The organism is Blastopirellula sp. SH421 (assembly GCF_057808535.1).
In genome coordinates, this window is sequence record NZ_CM173712.1 from 4,871,776 (window position 1) to 4,895,677 (window position 23,902).

At 53.7% G+C, this 23,902-nt stretch carries 20 protein-coding genes; 15 read left to right on the top strand and 5 right to left on the bottom strand.

Annotation, left to right across the window (positions count from 1 at the left end; translation table 11 throughout):
* Positions 1 to 107 precede the first annotated feature (107 nt).
* Together SH421x_RS19740 and SH421x_RS19745 are read left to right on the top strand one after the other, a co-directional pair.
* Positions 108 to 3,200, top strand: coding sequence for an RHS repeat-associated core domain-containing protein (locus SH421x_RS19740; RefSeq protein WP_488851718.1), 3,093 nt, complete (start codon positions 108 to 110; stop codon positions 3,198 to 3,200).
* A 64-nt stretch (positions 3,201 to 3,264) separates the two neighbouring features.
* Positions 3,265 to 4,017, top strand: coding sequence for a hypothetical protein (locus SH421x_RS19745; RefSeq protein ID WP_488851720.1), 753 nt, complete (start codon positions 3,265 to 3,267; stop codon positions 4,015 to 4,017).
* A 288-nt stretch (positions 4,018 to 4,305) separates the two neighbouring features.
* Here the strand turns inward: SH421x_RS19745 and SH421x_RS19750 are convergent, their stop codons facing one another.
* Entirely contained in the window at positions 4,306 to 5,370 is a 1,065-nt protein-coding gene (locus SH421x_RS19750) for an integrase core domain-containing protein (RefSeq protein WP_488851722.1), read from the bottom strand.
* Between the two features lie 358 nt (positions 5,371 to 5,728).
* On the opposite strand from SH421x_RS19750, the gene SH421x_RS19755 reads away from it, so the two are divergent.
* The 12 genes from SH421x_RS19755 to SH421x_RS19810 all read left to right on the top strand — a co-directional run bounded on the left by SH421x_RS19755 (position 5,729) and on the right by SH421x_RS19810 (position 19,737).
* A complete protein-coding gene (locus tag SH421x_RS19755) occupies positions 5,729 to 7,609 on the top strand; it encodes an RHS repeat domain-containing protein (protein WP_488851724.1) in 1,881 nt (626 codons plus the stop codon).
* A gap of 8 nt (positions 7,610 to 7,617) precedes the next feature.
* Positions 7,618 to 8,310 (top strand): hypothetical protein, encoded by a 693-nt coding sequence (locus tag SH421x_RS19760; RefSeq protein ID WP_488851726.1) that lies wholly within the window; start codon positions 7,618 to 7,620, stop codon positions 8,308 to 8,310.
* A gap of 464 nt (positions 8,311 to 8,774) precedes the next feature.
* On the top strand, positions 8,775 to 9,080 hold the full coding sequence (locus SH421x_RS19765) for a hypothetical protein (RefSeq protein WP_488851728.1): 306 nt from the start codon (positions 8,775 to 8,777) through the stop codon (positions 9,078 to 9,080).
* Between the two features lie 453 nt (positions 9,081 to 9,533).
* A complete protein-coding gene (locus SH421x_RS19770; RefSeq protein ID WP_488851730.1) occupies positions 9,534 to 10,478 on the top strand; it encodes a hypothetical protein in 945 nt (314 codons plus the stop codon).
* 67 nt (positions 10,479 to 10,545) lie between these two features.
* Positions 10,546 to 11,601, top strand: coding sequence for a vWA domain-containing protein (locus SH421x_RS19775; protein WP_488851732.1), 1,056 nt, complete (start codon positions 10,546 to 10,548; stop codon positions 11,599 to 11,601).
* Positions 11,602 to 11,688: 87 nt separating this feature from the next.
* Positions 11,689 to 12,774: a vWA domain-containing protein gene (locus tag SH421x_RS19780; protein ID WP_488851734.1), complete on the top strand. Its 1,086-nt coding sequence runs from the start codon at positions 11,689 to 11,691 to the stop codon at positions 12,772 to 12,774.
* Positions 12,775 to 12,895: 121 nt separating this feature from the next.
* Positions 12,896 to 13,915, top strand: a complete 1,020-nt coding sequence (locus tag SH421x_RS19785) for a TerY-C metal binding domain-containing protein (protein ID WP_488851736.1) — start codon at positions 12,896 to 12,898, stop codon at positions 13,913 to 13,915.
* A 92-nt stretch (positions 13,916 to 14,007) separates the two neighbouring features.
* Positions 14,008 to 14,658, top strand: coding sequence for a VWA domain-containing protein (locus tag SH421x_RS19790; protein WP_488851738.1), 651 nt, complete (start codon positions 14,008 to 14,010; stop codon positions 14,656 to 14,658).
* Positions 14,659 to 14,769: 111 nt separating this feature from the next.
* Positions 14,770 to 15,432, top strand: a complete 663-nt coding sequence (locus tag SH421x_RS19795) for a vWA domain-containing protein (RefSeq protein WP_488851740.1) — start codon at positions 14,770 to 14,772, stop codon at positions 15,430 to 15,432.
* A gap of 39 nt (positions 15,433 to 15,471) precedes the next feature.
* Positions 15,472 to 16,842: a PP2C family serine/threonine-protein phosphatase gene (locus SH421x_RS19800; RefSeq protein ID WP_488851742.1), complete on the top strand. Its 1,371-nt coding sequence runs from the start codon at positions 15,472 to 15,474 to the stop codon at positions 16,840 to 16,842.
* A complete protein-coding gene (locus SH421x_RS19805; RefSeq protein WP_488851744.1) occupies positions 16,839 to 18,272 on the top strand; it encodes a protein kinase domain-containing protein in 1,434 nt (477 codons plus the stop codon). The genes SH421x_RS19800 and SH421x_RS19805 overlap by 4 nt, the downstream gene beginning before the upstream one ends.
* A gap of 22 nt (positions 18,273 to 18,294) precedes the next feature.
* Positions 18,295 to 19,737, top strand: coding sequence for a hypothetical protein (locus SH421x_RS19810; protein ID WP_488851746.1), 1,443 nt, complete (start codon positions 18,295 to 18,297; stop codon positions 19,735 to 19,737).
* A gap of 64 nt (positions 19,738 to 19,801) precedes the next feature.
* Here SH421x_RS19810 and SH421x_RS19815 read toward each other — a convergent pair whose 3' ends face one another.
* The 3 genes from SH421x_RS19815 to SH421x_RS19825 form a co-directional block, all read right to left on the bottom strand.
* Positions 19,802 to 20,956: a PrsW family glutamic-type intramembrane protease gene (locus tag SH421x_RS19815; protein ID WP_488851747.1), complete on the bottom strand. Its 1,155-nt coding sequence runs from the start codon at positions 20,954 to 20,956 to the stop codon at positions 19,802 to 19,804.
* A 26-nt stretch (positions 20,957 to 20,982) separates the two neighbouring features.
* Positions 20,983 to 22,374 carry a sodium:calcium antiporter gene (locus tag SH421x_RS19820; protein ID WP_488851748.1) on the bottom strand — a complete coding sequence of 464 codons (1,392 nt, stop codon included), beginning with the start codon at positions 22,372 to 22,374 and terminating at the stop codon, positions 20,983 to 20,985.
* A gap of 339 nt (positions 22,375 to 22,713) precedes the next feature.
* Complete coding sequence (locus tag SH421x_RS19825; protein ID WP_488851749.1) at positions 22,714 to 22,842, bottom strand: hypothetical protein; 129 nt, start codon at positions 22,840 to 22,842, stop codon at positions 22,714 to 22,716.
* Between the two features lie 277 nt (positions 22,843 to 23,119).
* Between SH421x_RS19825 and SH421x_RS19830 the strand changes: the two genes are divergently transcribed.
* Positions 23,120 to 23,422, top strand: a complete 303-nt coding sequence (locus SH421x_RS19830; RefSeq protein ID WP_488851750.1) for a VF530 family protein — start codon at positions 23,120 to 23,122, stop codon at positions 23,420 to 23,422.
* A 15-nt stretch (positions 23,423 to 23,437) separates the two neighbouring features.
* Here SH421x_RS19830 and SH421x_RS19835 read toward each other — a convergent pair whose 3' ends face one another.
* Entirely contained in the window at positions 23,438 to 23,896 is a 459-nt protein-coding gene (locus tag SH421x_RS19835; protein ID WP_488851751.1) for a hypothetical protein, read from the bottom strand.
* Positions 23,897 to 23,902: the final 6 nt, after the last annotated feature.

Here is a 23,902-nt window from a genome sequence, read left to right on the forward strand (position 1 = left end):
ACCTCGGTCGCCAAATCTCGGTCACGCTCCCTGATCCGGATGGCGCTGGCGCGGCGACTTCGCCGGTCACGATCTACGTCTATGACGCGTCTGACCAACTGACCAGCATGACCGATCCGCTCGGCCGCACGACAAGCTATACGTACGATGCACTCGGTCGAACCTTGACCGAAACGCTGCCTGATCCGGATGATGGCGGGGCACTGACCGCCCCGGTCACGACTTACACGTACAACGTCAACGGCCGCCTGGCCAGCGTCGAGGATGGCGAAAGCCAAGATGTCAGCTACACGTACAACGCGGCTGGTCAGGTCGCCACCATGACCGATCCGCGGGGCGTCACAACCTACACGTACGACGCGTTGGGGCGGAACCTGACGATCACCGAGCCTGATCCCGACGGCGCCGGTCCACTGGCGGCGCCTGTTACGACCTACGTCTACAATGACGAAGGACAGCTCGAGTCGATGTCAACGCTCGACGGCACGACCAGCTACGAATACGACGGACTTGGCCGCACGCTTAAGGTCACCATGCCTGATCCCGATGGCGTCGGTTCACTTCTCTCCTCCTGGACGGCCTACGAATACGACGCGCTTGGCCGGAGATTGAGCGAAACCGACCGCTTGGGGCATGGAACGTCGTACGACTACGACAACCTCGGCCGCCTCGTCTTGAAAACCGATGCCGAAGGGGGCGAGACGGAATATACCTACGACGCCAACGGTAATCTGCTCACCTTGACTGATCCAGAAGAGAATACGACCACCTGGACGTACGACGCGCTCAACCGGATGCTGACCAACACGAACGAGTTGAGCGATACTCGCTACTACGAGTACGATGCCGCCGGCAATCTGACCCAATACACTGACCGAAATGGTCGTGTGATTGAGTACGACTATGACAATCTCTATCGCCGCATCGCCGAGAACTGGATGGACGGCATGTCGACGGTCCATACCATCTCGTACGACTATGACGCTGCATCGCAGCTAATCGAAGCGAGCGACTCGGCCGCAACCTACACGTTCACGTATGACAACCTGGGTCGCAACACCAGCACCGAGCATGACCTGGCCGCCCTCGGCTTCGATGTGGTACTCGCCGAAGCGTATGACGCCCTGGGGCGCCGCACCAGCCTGGCCGCCGAGATCGACGGCACGGACGATCTGAAAAACGAATACGCCTATGACTATCTGAACCGCATGACGCAGGTCACCCAGGCCGGCCAGTCAGGCGGCAATGCCGTCGCCGAAAAGCGAGTTGATTTTACGTATGACGCGGAAGACAAGTATCAATTCACGTCAATCACACGCTACGCCGACTTGGCCGGTACCGAAACGGTAGTCACCACTACCTACGGCTACGACTACACCGACCAGCTCACGAGCATCACGCACGTCGATGGCGGCAGCAGTACGCTCGCCGGCTACACCTACAGCTACGACGAAGGAAACCGCCTAACCGGCTTTAGTATCTACGGATACTCCGCGGAAGACGCGACTTACAACTATGACGACACCGACCAACTGACGGGCACCGATCGCACAGGCACAGCCAACGACGAAGCGTATGCTTACGATGAAAACGGCAACCGGATCGACGGCAGTAACGTCATTGGCGACAACAACCAAATCCTCTCCAACGGCACGTACGATCACACGTACGACGCCGAAGGAAACCGCATCTCAAAAACGAACGTCGCCACCGGCGACTACGAAGTTTTTGAATACGACTATCGCAACCGCCTGGCGAGCGTAACCAAGTATGACGATTCCGATGTCAAGCAATGGAAAGTCAGCTACGCGTACGATTACCTGAACCGCATGGTGGGGCGCGAGGTCGATAGCAATGGCGACGGATTCATCGACCTGTCGGGGCATTTTATCAACGACGGCAACGTAATCCTCTTCGTACTGAACGACGCTGGGGATGTGCAGCATCGAATGCTCTGGGGCCCGCAAGTCGATCAATTGCTCGCGGATGAAAATAGTTCGGGCGATGTCTTCTGGGCGCTAACCGACAATCAAAACACGGTTCGCGACTATGCCCAGTACGACGAAGCGCTGGACGAAACCTCGATCGTCAACCACATCGCCTACAACGCCGTGGGGAAAGTCGTCAGCGAAACGAACGGCGCCCTTGACGCGTTCCGCTTCCGCTACACCGGCAAATACATCGACCCGCTAACCGGGCTGCAGTACAATATCAATCGGTGGTACGACGCTGAACTAAGCCGTTGGATGAGCCAGGATCCGATTGGATTTGCGGCGGGGGATGAGAATCTTTATCGGTATGTGGGGAATTTCTCGACACGTTTAATTGATCCAAGCGGCCTACTAGAAGAAGGAGTCGTTGCGGTCAAGAGGTTCGAGAAGATCGATGACAAGCTGGCCTTCTTTTACAAACGGCGTTCCACAAGAATACTAGGTGGCGTTCCGCTATTGACCAACTTACAGACCCCTGATGGGTTGAAATACGGTGCGGTCCTGCCTAACAATATTGCCAAAGACATAAGCAAACTTTCGCTAGGCGACCGCTTTGGTCTGAGCGTTGAATTCAGCTTTACTCCAACCGAGTCAGCGCGACCGAACTCACAACTCGACGGGAAGTACACCTACTGGTCTCAGTATCTAGTGAACTATAGCGGTGTCCTTCAACTCAATGGCCACCGACGAGTTACTCATGATAAGACGCATTTAGACGAGAATCCCGATAACCTCGGCTCGAACGCATACGGTGTGTCAAAGTGGAATGAAGATTTTAGCGAATTAACGCTCAGAGACTCCCCATCGAGAAACATTGACGTTCCTACTGGAGGACTTGGCATGTCGTACCAGATAATAAACCCAACGGAGAAAGATCCGATTGGCAAAACTTTGTTTTGGTTTCGCGACTTTGATCCAAGCAACTATGACTGGGACAAGTTGACGGAAGATCGATTTGGAAAAGAATACCGCGACGCTAACGTGAACGCTGAAGCCGGAGAAAAGTACGTCACTGGCTCAATTTTCAAGTCATATCTCGTTACCTGCGGCTCCGTCGCTGGATACTATGAGTGGGGCTATGAGGTCGTGGTCAGAAAAGACGGTGAGACCATGACCGCTAACGTTGGCAAAGTATATAGTCCGGAATGGCATGATGCTGAAGAGATCGACACGAGCGTCGCTTCTTTTAAGCATTATCCTCGTGAATAATGTCCACGAGGTTTTGCGGTGCATATTTTAATAGTCACGTTCAAATGTGGTTCGGAGTGTGAAAATGGCGAGAATTGATCTTTGGAGCGTGTGGATCGTCGCAGCTTGTTTCGTCAATACAGCTTGTGCGCAACAGAGTGAAGCGAAATCAACCATGGAAAAGTTGTTTGCGTCAAGTCTTTATGGCGAGTTTTACGACGCAAACATTCGCTTGTACGGGAACGCAGATACTGGATTGAATGTCATCATCGGCTCGGATGACCGCGCTCATCCTCCGTTTGATGCGAGATTGTTGCCCCGCTTGAAAGAGGTTGGCCCAATTAATTCGCTCTCCGTGGAGTATTATCGCGGAATTGAAAACTCACGCTACATTTTCCTGAGAGACCTTGAAGAAGTTCACTCGATTTACGTATGGCGTCACTTTGACGAAGCGGATGGCTTGCTGGCTCTAATTGGCGACGCGCCCGGCTTGAACGCGTTTCGGTTCCGTTGCGGAAAGCTTGAACCCAGCGACTTGCTTGAGCTGAAGAAATCGACGGGACTTAAAGAGCTAACGCTTTATTCGCCATTGTCGAAAGAACATCTTGTTGCAATTGCGAAAGCTTGTCCGCAACTTGAACGGATACAACTGATGGCCCAAAGGGCTGAACAACTCGCTTATGATGACTATCTCGCGCTGAAGCGACTTTCGAAGCTGAAAGTAGTTTCCTTGTTGGGGACTTCATTGTCCGACGAGGAGAAGAAGAAACTGCGGAAAGAGTTTGCTGGAATCCCCGTTTGCTTCAATTCAAGCTGTTTCGAACGCGAACAAGAATAGAGGATGGTAAGGTGAAGGCGGCGGAACCCTATTGGCATTGGGTGGATCTGCTGAGGTGGCCCGGACTTGACAGGCGCGGCTTCCTTCCTGTGCAATAAGCAAATTCGCGGTATTCGACCGATGTGAAATCTCTTGAGATCGCCATTACGTGTCGGACCGAGCCCCGCATCACTCGGATCTTTCAGCCGCCCGCTAGGACTCGGTGCGATTGCGTAACGATGATCGCAGCATGGCGCGGCCAGATTTAGCGATTGATCGTCGAAGAGGGATGAAACGTTGCGAGCAACTTCACGCCGCAGGGCGATGATAGTGTTTCAGCACACCGCCTAGTCGTTCGCGACAGGTGATGGAACCGATCGCGAGGACATCGGGCTGCGACTCATCGATCGAAGTCAGCAGTTCATTTTCCTTCCCCTGATGCGGCCGCTCTTCGTGATAGAAGTCGACGAACTCATTCACCAGATGGTCCATGTGCTGCTCGCCAAACACGACAAAATGATCCAAACATTCCTGCTGAATCGTCTGGATAAACCGCTCCACAAAGGCATTAGTATTGGGCGAGCGGAACGCACCCACCTTCACCTCAGTATCCGCTGATTCAATGACTGCATCGAACGCAGGCTGGAATTTTGTGTCCCGATCCCGCATGAGCGTTCCGACAGCTAGTCCTTCCGACTTGGCGTGCTTCTGAAATGCCTTGGCCTGCTCCACCACCCGCCCTTCATTGGGATGAAACGTCGACGGTGCGATGTAGACTTGACGCGATTCGACATTCAGAAAGATCAGTAAATACAGATCCCGCCAGCCCTTCAGCGTCAGCACCCGCTTGGCGTAGAAATCGCATTGCCATAGCGTCGCCGCATGCATCTTGAGGAACTCGTCCCACGTTCCTTCCCCGCGCTTCGGTCCTGGCTCGAGCCCGTTCTCTTTCAGGATGTTTTTGACCGTGTTGCGTGACGGCGGCTTGATACCGAGCTTCTTGAGCTCTCCCATGATCCGGGTGTAGCCCCAGTCGTTTTCCCGCGCGAACCGAATGATCAGTTCGCGGATTTCCTCTTTGGTTCGTGGGCGGCCTTTTCGAACTTGTTTGACGCCACCTAGCTTCTTCGATTCGCGAATCCAGCGGAGCATTGTACTTGGCGCCACAATGGAGACCACCTCATGAATGGCCTTGCCCAGCTTGGCGCCGAACTTGATCAGCCGGCTCTTCTCTTGAGCGGTGACCGAGATTCGCCTGGGCAATTTGGACCGCAGCACCTCATTCTCGACCTTCAGGTATCGGATTTGAGCAGCCAGCTCTTTTTGGGTCGAACCGGCGATTAGGAGCAGCAATTTGTGGTAAATGTACTTCATCGTGCTAAGATGCCGAAGTCGTTGATGACGCTGGAGATATCTTCTTTTTTGCACCCCGCAGCAGGCTCGGTACTGTTCAAAATTCCCGCCCGAATCATTTCATCGTGATTCGATCGCCGGTCGTAATGTCTAGTCGGGTCGTAGCAAAAGTTCTCTGTTCGTAAAGGGTTCGGTTCGGGGTCCGAGACGAACCCCTGATAATTCCGTAAAGGGTTCGGTTCGCTCAGAGGGGGACCGAAAAGGACGCGGAATCCGTAACCTGTTGCGAGCTTTCGCTTTCCGTTAATTCATAAGCAGAGAAATTTCACGAAGAGGGTTCTGCACGGGGAGGGGCCAATCGGCCAATATTCAGATTCAGTTGTCGTCGATCTACCCCGGATCCTACTCCGGCCAGCTCTCTTTCACCACCAGCGACGAGGACGAGACCTCTTTCCTGATTTCCCTCACCGGCACAATCATCGGCAATGGAGACGGGCAGTCGGTGATCGACCAGAACTCTTACCAATACGACTATGCCGATCGCCTGACCGGGTGGGACAGCCTGGTCTTTGGCGATCAGGACTTCACCTACGACGATACGAATCAACTGACCGACATCGATCGCGACGGCGCCGATCAGTCGTTCACCTATGACGAAAACGGCAATCGGATCAGCGGCGCCTATGTTATCGGCCCGAACAACCAGATCCTCTCCAACGGCGTCTACAATTACCAGTATGACGCCGAAGGAAACCGGATTCGCCGCACCGAGATCGCCACCGGCGCGTATCTCCTTTACTCGTGGGATCATCGGAACCGGTTGATCGGCATCACCGAGAAAGATTCGCTCGACGCAACGCTCAAGACGGTCGCCTACGCGTATGACGTCCTCGGCCGCCGAATCGCCAAAGAAATCGACGCCAACGGCGACGGAGACCTGGCCGACGCCGGCGATAGCGAGGAACGTTACTACTACGACGGCCAGCAAATTGCCATCCGAACGGACGGGGACGGAACCATCCTCAACCGCTACCTCTACGGCCCCAGCATCGACCAGATCATCGCCGACGAGGACGCCATCGCCGGCGATGTCCTGTGGGCGGCGACCGACCACCTAGGAAGCATCCGCCACCTGGCCGACTACGACGCGGTCACCAAAGACGTGACAATCGCCAACAGCATCGATTACGATGCATTTGGCAACATCGTCAGCGAAACCAACGCCGCGATTGACCACATCTACGCCTACACCGGGCGAGATCGAGACAAAGAAAGCGACCTGCAGTACAACCGGGCACGGTACTATGATGCGGATCTGGGACGGTGGATTAGCGAGGACCCGATTGGGTTTGCGGCGGGGGATGAGAATCTGGCTCGGTATGTGGGAAACAGCGCCTTGATAGGAAAGGACCCGTTTGGACTGGAAGTTATTCAGATAGTAAAGCCACCGACGGTCCAGGGGGGAGGGCCCGAAACCGAGTATATCAACAAGCCGCCATCGATGGCAGGAATTCCAGATGATGTATACGTGCGAGTAGTCAAAGGAAACCACTGGCAAGTTGTTAAGAACTATGGGAAAGAGGTCTACTTTGACTGGGGCAGCGCCCACTATTCGATGTTTCCGTTGATCGCCCACGGATCGTACCCACACAGCAAATGGTCTTATGCATATGGCTTTATCCCAATCAAGGGAGATAACGCATGGGGCGATCAAGTAGAAAAAGGATGTTACGGGATTACCGGACTTGGGGTAAATCGATCCAGAGGCGAGGTCATGCAATACTTTAATCGCGGCAAGTACGGTTATGCCACGTTTATGGAAGCGCAAATCAACAAGGCCAAGCTAGAAAAAGCTCATCCTGGAGAGCAATTCGGTATTATTAGCGCAGCTTTTCCGGGTTCTCGAGTTACTGAAACAACCCAGCCAGCAATCCATATTCGCAGCGATGGCACGATTTCCATTGACACTTCAACCGGCTTGACTCGATATGATTTTCAGTATTACGATCCAAGTCGTGACCTTTGGTTTGGTGGGACGGATAGCATTCGAGTTATTGGTGGGCGACAGGGAAAGCCGGTAATTGTTGCGGCAGAGGCGCATTTGGATCACGCCTCAAGCATGTTCAGAGGCAAGCACTACGACCCCCATGCTGGGGCAGGCTCAGCCTGGAAATGGAATAAGGCAGTGTACGTCATATACTACGTAGTCACGATTGGCGAGGGTTACGATGGTCCGCCTGATAATATTTGTCTTGAGTGACGCAGATCGTGAAAAGATTAAAGTGGATAACGCTCTTCATCAGTTTGGCGATTATAGTTTCGGCAGTAGCCGTGTCGGTTAAAAAGGAATTGAAAAATGCAGCGACAGAGGTGGAGCGCAGGCGTGTCATGATCGACTGTCGTGACGCCGCATCATTTCTTGATTTCTATTACGACACACGTGGGCGCTTCCCTAGTTTCTCTTTTGGCGAATCGCCGTGTGGTGATTCTTTGGGTTGGCAAATTGAACTAGCGGCGACGTTCGAGCCGAAGGGCGGACCAGCGAGTGAAATCGTGGAGGCGATTGACTCCAGTCAAGCAATGGATTGTGCTCAATTTTCCCGTCTTATTGCGAACTCAACACCGGGAGCTTCCTTAGAACATACGCGGAGGAAGTTTATCGGAGTTTGGCCTGTGGAGATCGTATCAAGAAATCGTAATCGATTGCTTCTCATCGGTTCGATGAGTTTCACATCAAATTGGTACCTCGCGGACGATTCTTTACAGTATCGAGAATTGACCAATGGGTCTCAAGTTGGCGACTATTCTCCTGATGGAGTCGCTGCAGTATTTGGGGATGGTGAGGTTTGGTGGTTATCTGGGCGTACACCGACAAATCTGTTTCTCCAACACACAAGCGCGAGCGAAGAATTGCCAGATCGCAAAGTCTCGTTCGAAGGTTATCGAGCTGATGTTCGATAGCGTCCTGTGCCAAAAGTAAATTCACGGTTTGCTTGTGAGCGGGTTGCGGTAGGACCGCCCGTTGCCGGGCGGCCCCCGCGCAGATCCGTACGTGCGGAATTACCGCATACGGCTCCTACTTTGGGTGCTTGGCGTAGAAGCGCTCGTTGGAATGAGGGTGCAGGATTCTTGGGCGTGGGATCCATCTATCGGCAAGGCGCCGAAAACGATCCCATGTCATACGATGCCGATGACTTCGGCGACGAAGCGAGAACAACCAGCCGGGGTGCCATGGAACGCCGTTGCGCAATCGACTCAGTAACCTTATTACACATAACGCGTTACGGAATCGCCTTGGAATGTTGCTGTAAGTCATTGCTATTAAAGGCCTTACGGCTCAAGCTTGCCCATTTGCGCAACGGCGTTCGGCGCCATGCTCTCATCGCGTCTTCGCGAGAAGAGCATGTCTTGAGGGCGTTGCGACGGTGATCGAGTGGACGGCGACAGCCCATGCGATGACGTGGGAAGCGTTGCAACTTGACTTCACAGCGACGCGGCAAGGTCTGTTGAAGGCGCTCTCTCGTCATAGCGAAGCGCGGTTTTTGGATGTGGTGGTCGGTGATGCGCGGAGTTCAACCGACTTGGTGGCGATGGGCGAACCATTACGGATTCACCTCGAAGGCGTTTGTGTCGAAGCGCCGCCTGGCTTTGATCGCGTGACACAAGCGCCAGACGGTTGTCGGAGAAACTGCATGATCCCTCGGGCATCGACGACTACCGGCAGGAACTGACCCTCCACGTTCTGAAGCGATGGGACCGCTACGATCCGTCTCGTGGCGCTGCTCATAGCTTCGTCAACGAACTCGTGAGAGACCGCGAACGCGCCATCATTCGAGCGTATTGGCCAAAGTGCCGCGGCAACGGCAAGACGGTCCAGGGGCCCGTCTCACCGCATGACGGCGCACTACTCGACGTCATCGACCAACCTAGCGATGTAGTACTAGACCTTCAGCGCAAATAGTACAGCAATCGAAAGTACTCCACCCAGTAAACGGCCCTGGCACGTGTATTGGTTTCGCCCGGTAAAGCGGATCAGTTTTTTCGAAGAATGTACACTTCGCAAACCGCTAAGGGGTTGCTTCTCGGGGGGGGCGAGGATACGCTTTTCGTACTTCCTCTTGACGTGCAAACGACTCGGATTTTTTCTCAATTCTTCTATTCTGCGCCTGATTCGGAGAGGCAAAATGCCGAAGGTCAAATCCCCCAATAAACCGTTGGCGACAGTGAATGTCTTTCCGCAGTCTGACGGGTCCGTCGACGTGGAAACTTGTTTTATGCCGGATCCTGACTTGCTCGCGGGTGAAGGTAGTTCTCGCGCCGTATTGGCGCTAGACGCTTCGCGCTCTATTAAAGCCGCCTATGGCGATTCGGGACCTTTTGGCGGAGGAAGCCCTAACTATGTTCAGGCCGTTGCGCGAAAGATTGGTGAGATCCTCGCTGACACAACCAAAGACGGCAAAGTTTCGATGATGTATTGGGCGATGGGACTTGGTGAAGAGACCGAAGCCATCGGGTCCTTCGACGCCGCTGGTTGCCAGAAGGCTAATATCAGCGGGCCCAAACGAAACTGGGGTAAGGGGACCAAACTGCTTCCTGTAATCAAGTCAATCGTTGACAACGACTTTGCACAAGCCGACTGGGTGATGGGAGTAATCATCACGGACGGCATCATTGAAGACGAACAAGATTGCATCAGCTACTGCTTACAGCTAGGTGAGGGACTGAAGCAGCAAGTGGAAGCCGGACATCGGCGCAAGCACTCTTTGAAGCTCGTCTTGATCGGCATCGGCGAAGAAGTGGATGTTGGTCAACTTGAGCGATTCGACGACATGTTTGAAGGAACGGCGCTCGCCAGCGATATTGATCTTTGGTCATCGGGCGTAGCCGCGGATATGCAAGATGAGGATGACATCTTGGGAGTCGTCTTTGGCGAGCTAATGAGCGAAGAGGTTGTCGTCGCAGACAATGGTCGCGTGCTTGATGACAAAGGAAACGAAGTTTCGAGCTTCAGCGACGGCCTGCCTGGCAAGTTTCGCTTTAAGCTTCCAGCGGGCTCGAAAGGCTTTAAGGTCAGCACCCCCAAAGGCGAAGTCACTCAAGATATCAGCGAGGCGTTAGCAGGCGCCTAGCGGTTAAACGACGACGCTAGTTTTTTTTGCGCCTCCAAGAATATTCAATTGCGGCTAAGGGAAAACGATGACAGATTCCGAAGGTCAAGCTGCTCGAAGCCAGGCAGTTCAAGTGCCGAGCAATCTCGTTGCGAAGGAGTTTGGAAAAGTTTATGTGCGACGGACCGGCGATCTCTGTGAGGTGGACTTCACCGTCTGGATTCAGGAACTCGAAGGCGCTATGGCTGAAGGATGGCAAACTGGCGTCGCGTTGGACGCCAGCGCTTCGATGAAGAATTGGTACGGACGAGCCTTGGTCGGGAAGATTCCTGATGATGTGACGGCCGAGTACCTAAAAAAAGGATTGATCGTCAATCGCAACCAGGATGGACGTACGGTAAGCGTCGCACTACCTGAAGCCTACAAAGACGCGATGAAGCGAGGATTTCTGAAGCTGTCGGACAACATCGTAGAGCCATGGGCGCGCAAATTCATTGCTTATCTTGCTTCAGAGCTGGATGCTGATGGAGGTACGACTGTCGTCTATTGGGCATGTGGCGATGGCGGAGCATTCGAGGTGTTGGGCGACTTCACGTCGGATCAGTGCCAGACACTCGAATTGAAAGGCCCGCAAAAAGAGAAATTTGGAAATGGAACGCGATTGGTTCCGGCAATGAAGTACTTCATCGATCGCTTTGATGATGCCGAACGCGGAATGTATGTATTCATCACGGACGGAAAAATCGATGATCTAAACGAAGTAAAACAGTATACGACTCAACTTGCCCAAGAGATCGCGGCGAAACAACGGAGTTTTGTCAAATTGGTTTTGATCGGCGTTGGTGATGAAATTGACGAAGCTCAAATGAAGGAACTCGATGATCTCGATACCGGCGTCGAAGTCGACTTATGGGATCATAAAGTTGCCGTCGAGCTGCGTGCTCTGAGCGAAATCATCGTTGAACTGGTTGGAGAGAATCGCATTGTCGCTCCAACCGCAGCCATTTTTGACTCTGCGGGCAATGAAGTGAAGCGTTTCTCCGACGGACTCCCTGCTCAAGGCTCATTTTCGATGGCCGGGGATTGTGAGTACTTTGAGCTTGAGGTCGGTGGGCAGAGAATCAAACAGGCGGTGGTGTTTTAACAATTTTTCTTGAGCTGTGGACTGTGTTTCCGCCCAAGGTTATCGACTGACGCAGGTTCTCACATACGACCTTGTTTAAGGGACAGCATGGGATTCTTGGATCGACTTTTTGGCCGCAGTGAGCCGGCGCCTAAGAAACACCAACTTCCCAGCAGCATCGTCGCTGAAGAGTTTGGCGAGATCAATGTTTGCGTCGGCAAGGAGATTACCGAAATTGACTTCACCATCCTGATGGAGCCAACTGGCTCTGAATCCGAAGGCTGGCAGACAGGCATGGCCATTGACGCTAGTGCATCGATGTCTCACGTCTTCGGTCGAGGACTCGAGGAAGGGCCCAAGAAGTGGCCCGATCGAGCATTAATGACGGACTACGAGAAAAGAGGATGGCTGCAAATTGTCGAACATCAAGGCCAGCGCTTCCCCATTTTTTCCGACGAAGCGCAGGCCGATCTGGTACGGCGAGGCAATTGCGTTTGGTCCAAAAATGTCGTCGAACCGATCATCCGTCGCGTTACGGCCTATCTTGCATCCGAACTGGATGCCGATGGTGGAACGACCTGTCTCTATTGGGCCTGCGGCGATGGAGGCGGCTTGGAAGAGATCGGTGATCTCACCGCCGAAGATTGCGAAACGGCTCAGTTCAACGGCCCCCAACGAATCAAAATGGGACAGGGAACACGACTCGCCCCTGCTCTACGCTACTTTGAAGAACGTTTTCGCGACGCCAAAATGGGCATCTATATTTTCTTGACCGATGGCGCTCTCCACGATCTCGAAGAAGTGAAGCAAGAGACGATCAAGATCTGTCGTCAGGTGAAAGCAGGCCAGCGAAATTTCATGAAGTGCGTCTTGATCGGCATTGGCGAAGACATCAATGTCGAACAGATGGAAGAACTGGACGACCTCGACTCAGGAACCGATGTTGACATTTGGGATCACAAGATCGCCAAAGAAATGCGTAGTATGATGGAGATTTTTGCCGAACTGGTAAGCGAAAATCAAATTGTGGCGCCCAGCGGGCGAATATTCGATGGCTTTGGAAACGAGGTGAAATCGTATTCCGACGGGCTGCCTGCAAAGGTCGCATTCACCATGCCGGCCAACTCCACTTTTTTTGAGCTAGAGGCCGGCGGAAAGCGAATCAAGCAAACGATCGAGATCCCCAAACTCTGATCATGCCAAGAAATGCCAGCGACTTTCTGTAAACGAGCGGTTGAATTTGAAGTCGCGAAACCGGACTGCTAAACTCCTATACAAGATTCAACGCGATTAACGTTTTTCGCAAGGCGCTATTATGTTCTTACGCAGACTACCCGTATATCTGCTGATAGATTGTTCAGAGTCGATGGCCGGCGAAGCAATCGAACAAGTGGAGCACGGCATCAATGCGATGGTGACGGAATTGATGAGCGATCCCAGCGCGCTGGAAACGGCGTGGCTGAGCGTTATTACCTTTTCACGCTACGCCAAACAAGAGATTCCGCTTACTGAATTAGTGCAGTTCCAGCCTCCCAAGCTTACCGTCCGCCCGGGCACCGCGATGGGAAATGCGCTGCGGCTGCTAGCCGATTCGATCGCAAAAGAGGTGCGGAAGACGTCCGCGACACAAAAGGGAGACTACCGACCAATTGTCTTTCTTTTCACGGACGGTCAGCCGACCGACGAGTACCAAGCTGCGGCTGCAAAGCTGCGGACAACCAAGCCAAGCCTGGCAAATATCTATGCAATCGGCTGTGGTCCTGATGTGGATACCGACGTCCTGCGCAGCTTTACCGACATTGTGATCAATCTGAAAAACATGACGCCAGAAGGTTGGCGAAAAATGTTCGTATGGCTGACCGCATCGGTGCAAAGCACAAGCGTCGCCTTGGAGCGTGGCGGCGAAGGAAAGCCGATGTCCATGCCGAGTATTCCGAGTGACGTGATGGAATTGGCGCCGCAATCAAGCGGATTTCGTGATCCACGGCCTCGCCAAGTTTTTCTTTACTCCTGGTGTGTACGAACGCGACAGCCCTATTTGATGCGATTTATCCGGGAAGAACATAGCCATATCTATGATGCGGCTGCTGCTCACAAGTTAGAAGCTGTGGAAGAGTGGTCGGGCGAGCCATCGCAATCGGTCAACACGTCTCAGCTAAGTGGAGTTCCTCCCTGTCCGTATTGCTCGAATCCGGTTGCAGTGATGTGTGATTGCGGGACGCTATCGTGCTGTCCGATTGATCCCAATGCGGTCATCACTTGCCCCAAGTGCAAGTCTTCAGGCGCCGTGGGGCAAGCCAATGGAGGATTTGACATTAGCGGCGCTGAAGGATAGCTCGTGTCCCATCGCGATGAGGCGGCGTTGTGCGTCCTCATTTGCAAGAATTGCCTGCGGCCAGTTTTTCTGATTCTCACAAGGATTTTTTCATGACCGAAGTCAGCCCAGGGCTGCGACGCCTGCCGGTTTATTTGCTGTTGGATTGTTCTGGCTCCATGTTCGGTGAGCCAATCGAAGCGGTGCGACAGGGCCTTTCGCTTTTACGTTCCGATTTGCAAAGCGATCCGCAGGCTCTCGAAACTGTCTGGCTCAGCGTTATCACCTTTGAGACGGACGCAAAACAAGTGGTTCCGTTGACTCCCATTGATCAATTTCATGAGCCCACGTTGCAGGCCAGCGGCGCCACATCCATGGGCGCCGCGATTCGATTGTTGCTGGAATGCATCGAACGCGAAGTGAAAAAGACCAGTGCAGAACAAAAGGGAGACTTCAAGCCGCTCGTCTTTCTGATGACCGACGGAATCGCAACCGACAATTGGGAAAGTGCGGCGGATGAACTGAAGAAAAAACGTCCCGGCAACATCATCGCGTGCGCCGCAGGTTCAGGAGCCGATGAGAATTCGCTGAAGCGAGCAACGGAGATTGTCGTCAAGCTAACTGATACTTCGCCGGGAACGCTGCAGGCCTTTTTCCGTTGGGTTACCGCATCGGTGTCCGTCACCAGCGCCAGCGTTTCTGCGCACGGCGACGCCCCCGTGAAGATGCCGACTCCCGATGAAGGAATCGTCATTGTGCCGTAGCAAGTTTTGCGCACTTCTGGATGATGAGCTCATTCGCATTTTGCAAAGAATGCGGGGTCGCATCATAAATCGGCAATTTCATTTGACTCGGATCAGAAAGGACAAGGACGTATGGTCGGTTCTGCGATGCCCGTATCGCGGCGGCTTCCTGTTTATCTGCTGATCGATTGCTCGGGGTCAATGGTCGGCGAGCCGATCGAAGCGATTAAGACGGGGTTGCAAGGATTTGTCAGCGCTTTGAACAGCGATCCTCAAGCGATCGACACTGTATGGGTGAGTGTTATCTCTTTTGCGAGCGTCGCCGAGCAACGCGTACCGCTGATGGAAGTGACTGAGTTCCGCCCGCCAGATTTTGAGCCGCAGGGTGCGACGGCGCTGGGGGAAGCAATCGAAGTTTTGATCGAATGCATCGATGCCGAAGTCCGGAAGACTACTCCGGAGCAGAAAGGGGATTTTCGTCCTATGGCCTTTCTCTTCACCGACGGCGAACCGACCGACCGCTGGCAAGAGACGGCGGGACAATTTCGCCTGGCCGATCTCGCGTCACTAATTGTCTGCGGCGCAGGTCCTGACATCAAAGATGAAACGCTTCGAGTACTGAGTGATACGGTAATTCACCTCAAGGATACGAATCCCGGAACGCTGATTAACTTCATGCAATGGGTGACGCAAGCAGTGGCCAGTACTAGCAAATCGCTAGGGGCTCATCCGCAAGCCCAGGAAAACTATGTGGCCAATCTGCCTGCGGGCGACGGCATTAATTTGATGCCATAACCAGTTGGTCGCCGGTGCGGCCTTGGAGAATATTTATAGATGGATCCACAACCGACGTCTGGCGAAAACGCACAATCTGGCGCAAGGCCTGAGTTGAACGCTGCGAACGTTTTGAAAATGATCAACTCGCTCGGCTTTTCCGCACTTCAGAAGCAGTGGGGATTTGATTTGAACAACAAGATTATCGTCGCAGAACTCAGCCAAGAAATCCTGAATCCCTGCTTCAAAAATGAGTTGATTGCTGACTCGCAAGAAGCAGAACGTCGCTGGCAGAAGCTCTACGACAAGCACAAATTCATGGCCGAGCTGCTGCCAGTCAACGTCCCTACTTCCACCGACCAAACAGATGCGCATGCGACCAGCGACACATCTTCCGAGTCGGATGTTGCTCTCGACGAAGTCGTCCAAAACCCGAAACAGGAAGAAACGCCGCAACCAGATCCGCCGCCGCTCACTCCAGTCAAGCCGCAATGGTTAAACATCGACCCGCCTAGCGACGATCTCGATTTCGTGCCGAATGAAAAGCACGAAGTGGGCGCCGCGAACGATTGGAAGGTGATCGCCGCCAGTGTGCGCGGCAAGTCACACGCCCACAAAGGGACATTTCGCGACGATGCATTTGGGTTCGCCGAGTGCGGCAAGTGGACGATTGTCGCCGTTTCGGATGGAGCAGGCTCCTCTCGGCTCTCCCGTGTCGCTGCGCAAATCGCTTGTGATGTGGCGATCAGAAGCCTGAAAACAACACTGACAGATTATGGTTTAACCGCGCCGCCGGGCGATATGGAAAAGCTGAACGGCGACCTGACGCGGATGCGTAGCTTTTTGGTCGATGCCGCCCGCATCGCGCAAGAGAGTGTGCTGCGTGAAGTCGAGCAGCGTCAAATCACCGTTCGCGACATGTACGCGACCCTGCTGGTGATGTTACACACGAAATGGGGCGACCACGAAATCGTTGCGGCCCTTCAAATCGGTGACGGAGCGATCGGCGTCCTCTACAAGTCCGAAGCCGGCGATTTGGACTGCACGGTTCTGGGAGATGCGGACCATGGCGAATATTCGAGCGAAACGCGTTTTTTGACCACGCCTGGAATCGAGCGCGAGTTCGCCAGTCGAGTCAAATTCACGGTGAAGCGGCAGATCGGTTGCATTGGGGTAATGTCGGATGGAGTGAGCGACGACTTTTTTCCCGAGGAAAAACGCCTCGTACAACTATTTTGCGGCGATCCAATTGAAGTCGAAGGCTTTGTATCCAGCGAAGGGGAGCCCGTCACTGGAGTACTGCATGGATTGCTGGAAAGGTCAGCGACGGACATCGAGCTCGGAACGGGGCTGACTCAGTGGCTGCTGTATGAAAAACGGGGTTCCTTCGATGACCGGACACTCGTCCTGTTGCACCGGAGGCTTGCGTGAAAAACGAAGTCGCCATTCTCTCGGATGGACGCCGCATCGAATACATTCCGACCCAAATCGGCGAAGGTGGAATGAAGCGAGTCTATTTCACGGCTGACAAAACTTCTGTCGTCTGCTTTTTTAAAGATGAAAGTGCGTCGAGCGATCCACATCGCATGCAGCGATTACAAGCAATTTTGGGGGACTATAATCCCACAACCCACAGCACAACCGGTGACTATTTTAAAAACTTGTTCTGCTGGCCAACCGGCATCATTATTCAACCCAAACTGGGCGTCTTGGCTCCCACCTACTCTTCGAACTTCTTTTTTGCTTCAGGAAGATTCAAGGGCAAAGAAAAAGAAGGCACGTGGTTCTGCAAACCGAAGCTGCGCAAGATGCTTGGAAACGAGCATCTTGGCAACTGGGTGAATTACGTGCAGATGTGCATGCTGATGGCCCAGGCGGTCAGACGTATGCATGCAGCTGGGTTAGCCCACTCGGACCTATCCCCAAAAAACGTGTTGGTGGATCCCCCCAATCGTCGATGCGCCGTGATTGATGTCGACGCTTTGGTTGTGCCGGGTAAGTTTGATGCAGAGGTTTTGGGAACGCCTGGATATATCGCTCCTGAAGTGCTGCGAACAATGGATCATGGAGAAAAGCTCAGAGTCTTGCCGTCAACTCGCACGGATCAGCATGCGATGGCGGTGCTGTTCTACCAGTACCTGCTGCGGCGTCACCCACTAGAAGGGCCGAAAGTGAACTCGGTTGTCTCAACCGAAGAAGACACGCTGCTTTCGATGGGTGAAAAGGCGCTTTTCATCGAAAACCCCCACGATGATTCCAATCATTGGCACAAGGGCAAAGATTGGCCCAAGATGGAGCATGCACTCGATCGACTCGGACCCTATTTGAGTAAAGTATTTCTCAAGGCCTTCGTGGATGGACTTCATGAACCGAGTGCCCGACCGTCGGCATTCGAGTGGGAAGAAGCTTTTGGAAAAACCTTGGACTTGATGATTCCCTGCGCGAATTCCAGTTGTCCAGAGAAATGGTTTGTCTATATCGAGGGGGAGAAACCGCGCTGCCCTTGGTGCGGTACTACCCTTCCCTATCAATTGCCGCTGCTTGATTTTTACTACGCACCGAGAACTGGACAATTTCGTTCCGAGTCGCATGTTCTGGTATGCTGGGACAAACGTCCTTTGCATGAATGGCACATTTATCAAAACCGCCGTTTGAATGAACTTTCGGACAAGACCATGTTGGCGACGATTCGCCAACATCAAGGCCAATGGCTACTGGGGAATGTTGGACTCGATTCACTCGTCTCTCCGTCAGGTAGTCCAGTGCCGCGCAAGCAGTTTCGTCAACTTCGCGACGACGATGAAATCTTGCTTACCAAAGAAGATCGTGGCCGGCTGATGAAAGTTCGATTTTCAAAGTAGCGACGCAAAGTGGAAAAGGCTGATGAGTAGCGAGGATATTCAACAACTAATCGATCAAGTCAGCCCCGGCGGCGTTTTAAAACTCGCCCCAGCGAGAAAAGAGTTTCAAGGTCCAGCTGTCATTCGGAAGCCGTTGACGATTGAAGGTCAGTCCTGCACGCTTTGGGCCGAAAAGGGCCCCGTACTATTCGTCGAGTCGGACGGAGTTGTGTTGAAATCGCTTAACGTCGAAGTGACCGGTCCGGATGACCAAGATCGCAAAGACGCTTGCGCCTTGCAGGTCGCGAAAGGAAAAGGAGTCACGCTAGACCGAGTCTCCGTTCGCGGCAATGTCATTGGTCTAGATACGGAAGACGGAGAGTGGCGTTATCCTCGCTCGATTCGACTGGGGCGTTTGCAATCGAATCATCCCCATAATTTCACCGCCAAACTCGTCGCACCGGCTCCCTGTCAGTTCCAAAGTGAGATCGCTGGTTTAAGCATCCAGCCAAGCAGCAGCCCTGGGGGAGCGGTCAAATTGTTGCTTGTCATTGATGCGTTATCGCCAGGCACCATACTGCGAGGAGTCATTACGATACGCACGGCGTCGTTGACGCGAACAATTAACGTGAATGCGTCGACTCCAATTCATGTCACCGGAACGGAAGCGGTGGGGAGCGGACAGGACGTCTATGTCCCGGACGATTGGCAAACACTCTTTACGGGCGACGAGGCGGTCGGACCAGCAGAGGAGGGCGATTCGCCCGCGTCTTCTCCTCCAGCTAAGTCAAAAGCTCCCTCGGCGCCGCCAATTTCAATCCCTCCCCCACCGCGCAGACCTGCCAACAATCCACACCGACCAAAATCAGGGCCGGACGTGACGGTGCCTGATCGACTAGAGCCCCCAGTCCGCAAACCTCCGGCCCCGACGCCGCCAAGCGTTTTTGATTCCGCATTACCCGCAGCGCCAACCAAGCCGGCCCCCAGCGAAGACGATGTCGATATTCCGTCGAACAATCCAGTTCAATCACAACGACGGCGCCCCGGAATGGGATCTAGTTTATTTGGCTCGCCAGGAGTAGATTCCGCGTCAGCGGGTAGTCCCAATCAATCGGGTTCCTCCAACGATAGCGTTGTACCGCCACCTCCATCGAAGTCGCCGGGAAGCAGCATCGTTCCGCCACCTCCACCAAAGTCGCCGGGAAGTAGCGTCGTTCCGCCACCTCCACCTAAGCCGCCGGAAAGCAGCGTCGTTCCGCCACCTCCACCTAAGCCGCCGGAAAGTAGCGAGGTTCCTACACCTCCACTAAAGTCGCCGGGAAGCAGTGTCGTCCCACCACCTCCCCCTAAGCGGCCAGACGAAAACCCCGCAGTTCTGCCGGCTAGTCCCCAAAGCGCCGAAGTGAATGGAAATGTAACGAGCAAAAGTGATTCCACAGCCTCCAAGCGAGAAAAGAAATCTGGTTTGGGCGGCGCATTTGGCTAACGCCAACTCGAGAATCAATTTGGGTAATATCGATTTCCACTTTGAATCTCGTCGGCGACGTAGACTATCGCATGTAGCCGTTACTCTTGAGACGAGTGTTGAATTCTCGCCAACTTAACGCCGCTGAACCAATACATAACAGCAAACCAATTGGTCCGACGCTCGCCCCCAAATTCCATAACGCGTGCAAACCGACCGCCGTTCCTAAAGCAATCTGAAATCGTCGGTCAAAGATCGCCGTTTTCAACTTTCGCCCTGATTGCCAAAATGCGGCGCAAACGATCGCCGACCACACGCCATGCGTGAAGGGCGCACTGAGACTGCGTATGACCACGACCATAATTCCCTGGCCGACCCCCTCGACTAACATGATTGTCAAAAAATAGCCCGCGGTTTCAAAAACGGCGAAGCCAAAGCCGCTCATCGCCCCCAAAATCAGTCCATCCATGGGGCGATCATAGGCCGGATGCCGCCATCGCCAAGCGGTCGCGACTAATTTGGCGGGCTCCTCCAATACCCCCGCGAAAACAGGTATCAAAAGGAGCCCCCCCAGGAACATCTCGGCGAACGAACCGGCGACAGTGGTCACGGCAAAACCAATTGCGCCGCCGAATAGAAACGTCAGCGCCAAAGTACGAAGCGAGATCCCTGTCTTATCGTACTTCTCAACCAAGTAGGTGATAATCGTCGCTGGCGCGACGAGACTAGCCGCCAACACCGTGATCGGGGCCATGATGGGGTTAAACGACAGGGCCAGCAGGATCAGCAACACCGCCGCCAGCGAACCTGATACGATCGCGACTTGCCAATGCGGCTGCAGCTTTCTAAGGCGACTCTCCGCCGAAGCGACCTGACTCTCAAGCCAGCCGGACGGTGATGCGGGCTTAGCGGCAGCTAGACCAGCGTTGATAAGTTGAAAGCCGAAAATGCCAATGCGAACTTCATCGCCTGGCCCGGCGTGATATCGCACTTGTGGCACACCATTCACGAGCACCCCATCTTTTCGACCAGACTGGTCACACACAACCACTTGAGCGGCTTGAACATCGAGCTCGACATGCCGCTCGGCGATCGTCGCGTCAGGGATCCGGATCGTCGCCATCGGCCCGCTACCCAGCAAATAAGCGCCGGGCGACAAATCGTATTCTTTACCGGCTGAAGTTCCGGTAGTAACGCGTAATTTCCAGCCTGCCGAGACAGGCATGCTCCACTCGGGCATTTCCGCTCCTCAGGAGAAACCGTCGACTAAAGTCCGATCGCTTCGAGCATTCCCAGAGAACCGAGCACCGCATACGCGATGAACAGCCCATACAGTCCACATAGCACCAACGCTTTGAAAAAGGTCAGCTGTCGATTGTGCCACATGATCGCCAACGTAATGCCGGTCAATACAAATAGGCTGATGCGCAATCCCACTAACCCAGCAATTGGTTCACCGTCCTGCGTCAAAGAGACCGGCCCCCAGTTGACAAGATAGGAGTTCAACAGCAGGGGAACCGAAAGACAGATGCAAATGTCAAAGATGTTCGACCCAAACGCATTGGATACAGCGCCAGAATCGTCGCCGCGCATTGCCGAACCAATCGACAAAAAGGTATCCGGGACGCTCGAGGCCGCAGCAGCAAGTATCACCGCCACGAAAAAAGTGGGAACATCCAAAACAACTGCGGTATGGCGGGTCGCTTCGACCAAAAAATAACAGGCGCCCGCAGCAATTGACGTACTGATGATAATGATCGCCCAGGCGGTGATCTGATTCAATGGAACCTCAAGAAAGCCGAACAGCACGCCAGCGCCATCCGGGACGTCTTCTTCGTCCTCCGCCTCGTTTTCATCGAAACTTCCAGACTTGATTTCGTCACGGATTTTATCGACCAAAAGATAATGAACTTTCACGTTCTGCGCCTTCAGCTCCGAGATGACCGTCGGAGTTGGCGTATCTACTCCCTTGGTGCTGAAGTACTCGTTCAGAGCATGCAACCGTTTACGATAAATGATCGTGTCGCGATAAAGCTGAAAGATGTAGACGAAATACATCCCGATCAAGACTAACCCCATCCACCAGTACATTTTGTTCTGGAAGAGGAAAACCAGCAGCGCCATTTCGCACAACAAGAACCAAATGCCATCACGCGCCAGAACTTCGTCTTCCACATCAATCGTAGGTCGACTCCGGCGATAGTAAGCGATCGTCAATGTCACGATGGCCGGTATCAACATCATGTTGTAGACCGCGCTGCCGGCACACGTGGCGATCGTCGCGCCAAAGCCTTCCGCTCCAGCTGCTTCCATCGCGGCGGGGTCGTCTCCCTGCACAGCGCTGATCGCGAGAACCACAAAGAAGATGCCGCTGAACAGCTCCGGCAGCGAACTTGCGATCGCATCGAGCGTGGCGCCGCGAACCGAGCCGGGGATGCCCAATTTCGTACCAATCCATTGGGCCGCATCAGCGAACGGATCGCAGGCTTGCCAGATGACAATGGAGATCACCACGACCGACATCAAGAGAAAAGCCAACTGCCAAGAAAGGAGCCAAAACGCGCCTAGCGTCGCGGCTGCCGCAATCGCGACTCCCAATCCGATCCAGTCGCCGCCACCCGCGTCTTCAAGATTCTCTTGCTGCTCCCCCGATGCCATTCGTATTTCTCGTTGCTAAGACAAGTAAAACTCATACTCATGCTCGGGAAGATTATAGGGGGGGGTAATGCCGCCCACAAGCAAGAGGCTTCGCGAAAAAAAAGTGTCTGAAATATTGTTTACGGCGGACATTTGCCCGCCCTGTACAATAAGGATTCCAACAAAGAAAGCCTAGCATCTGCGAGCAGGCGAACGATCCGCGAAGATGCGAATTGACAATTTTTGAGCCTCAATTGTCATGAGGTTTATGCGTACAGCAGTGAGAAAGGCGAAATATCAGTGAGAGGCGCTCACGTTCCTCCGGAACCGCGGCGCCAGGACAGAGAGCACCATCAACTCTCAAGCGGCCTTGTGGTAGTTTTTGAGCATTCCGCCCAGACGCGTATTGCACTTGATATCAGCCATGCTCAAAATTGACGCACCATCGACAATGTCTTCATCCTCAGGCTCGCCGCTTCTCGCCATCATTGCATTACAAATCCTCTGATGCGGGCTTTACGGAATCGGTAGCAAAAGTTCTCTGTTCGTAAAGCGTTCGGTTCGCTCAGAGGGGACCGAAAAGGACGCGGAATCCGTAACCTATTGCGAGCGATCGCTTTCCGTCATTTGGGTAGCAGAGAAATTTCACAAAGAGGGTTCTGCACGGGAAGAGGACATCAAATCTCTCGAACTCTCTGTGTTAATATGGGCAGCACCGTTTACAACATCTGGCCGATAGAGAGAGTTCGAGTGCCCCGAGATAGTCATGAATGAACCCCAGCCCAACAACCCGCTGCACGGTATCACGCTTAAAGCGATCCTGGAATACTTGGTCGCGGAGTATGGCTGGGAACGGTTGGGCGAGCGGATCAACATCCACTGTTTCAACGACAAACCGACCATCAACAGCAGCCTGAAATTTCTTCGCAAGACAGATTGGGCGCGGGCGAAGGTCGAACGTTTGTACCTTGACTCGCTGAGCTTCGATAAACGGAAGGGCAAGGATGTCCCGACCGAACAAGCCCCCGATAAGGACAGCTCTTGGGATCGAGCCCGTCGCAGTGAATGACCACTCGCGGCGGCTTTAAAGGTCCGAGATTTGCTGGTTGTAATCGAACTGCAAATCGGGATGCACCTTCTCGATCGCCGTGGCAATTTTCTTGAACTGCGTCGCGACCATATTCTCGCAGACGCGGCAGCCGCCGAAGCTGATTCGCTGCTGCTTGATCCGTCGACAAAAGTGAATCCGCACTCGCAGTTCAGTTTCTTTGTCTCCAGAGAAACGCAGCGACTTGTCCATCCAGCGGACCACCTTGCGAAGCGACTTCTTGTGAATCTTGCCCGGCGTGCTCAGCCGCTCATCGATCTCATCACACAAATCCTCCGCATAACCAATCTCATCAGCGGCCTTCATCAGCAAGTACGTCAGCAACTCTTTGCTTTCGATCTTGAACTTGGCCAACCGAACGCAAACGTCCAACAAGTCCTCGTGATCAAGCTTCACAAGCTCCTTCTTCAACTGACTGATCGTAGCGGCTTTCATGACATC

Coding starts and splice junctions, on each gene's coding strand:
- SH421x_RS19740 (WP_488851718.1), top strand. CDS start 108: ATGACCGATCCGCTCGGCCGCACGACAAGCTATACGTACGATGCACTC.
- SH421x_RS19745 (WP_488851720.1), top strand. CDS start 3,265: ATGGCGAGAATTGATCTTTGGAGCGTGTGGATCGTCGCAGCTTGTTTC.
- SH421x_RS19750 (WP_488851722.1), bottom strand. CDS start 5,370: ATGAAGTACATTTACCACAAATTGCTGCTCCTAATCGCCGGTTCGACC.
- SH421x_RS19770 (WP_488851730.1), top strand. CDS start 9,534: ATGCCGAAGGTCAAATCCCCCAATAAACCGTTGGCGACAGTGAATGTC.
- SH421x_RS19775 (WP_488851732.1), top strand. CDS start 10,546: ATGACAGATTCCGAAGGTCAAGCTGCTCGAAGCCAGGCAGTTCAAGTG.
- SH421x_RS19780 (WP_488851734.1), top strand. CDS start 11,689: ATGGGATTCTTGGATCGACTTTTTGGCCGCAGTGAGCCGGCGCCTAAG.
- SH421x_RS19785 (WP_488851736.1), top strand. CDS start 12,896: ATGTTCTTACGCAGACTACCCGTATATCTGCTGATAGATTGTTCAGAG.
- SH421x_RS19790 (WP_488851738.1), top strand. CDS start 14,008: ATGACCGAAGTCAGCCCAGGGCTGCGACGCCTGCCGGTTTATTTGCTG.
- SH421x_RS19795 (WP_488851740.1), top strand. CDS start 14,770: ATGGTCGGTTCTGCGATGCCCGTATCGCGGCGGCTTCCTGTTTATCTG.
- SH421x_RS19800 (WP_488851742.1), top strand. CDS start 15,472: ATGGATCCACAACCGACGTCTGGCGAAAACGCACAATCTGGCGCAAGG.
- SH421x_RS19810 (WP_488851746.1), top strand. CDS start 18,295: ATGAGTAGCGAGGATATTCAACAACTAATCGATCAAGTCAGCCCCGGC.
- SH421x_RS19815 (WP_488851747.1), bottom strand. CDS start 20,956: ATGCCCGAGTGGAGCATGCCTGTCTCGGCAGGCTGGAAATTACGCGTT.
- SH421x_RS19820 (WP_488851748.1), bottom strand. CDS start 22,374: ATGGCATCGGGGGAGCAGCAAGAGAATCTTGAAGACGCGGGTGGCGGC.
- SH421x_RS19825 (WP_488851749.1), bottom strand. CDS start 22,842: ATGATGGCGAGAAGCGGCGAGCCTGAGGATGAAGACATTGTCGATGGT.
- SH421x_RS19830 (WP_488851750.1), top strand. CDS start 23,120: ATGAATGAACCCCAGCCCAACAACCCGCTGCACGGTATCACGCTTAAA.
- SH421x_RS19835 (WP_488851751.1), bottom strand. CDS start 23,896: ATGAAAGCCGCTACGATCAGTCAGTTGAAGAAGGAGCTTGTGAAGCTT.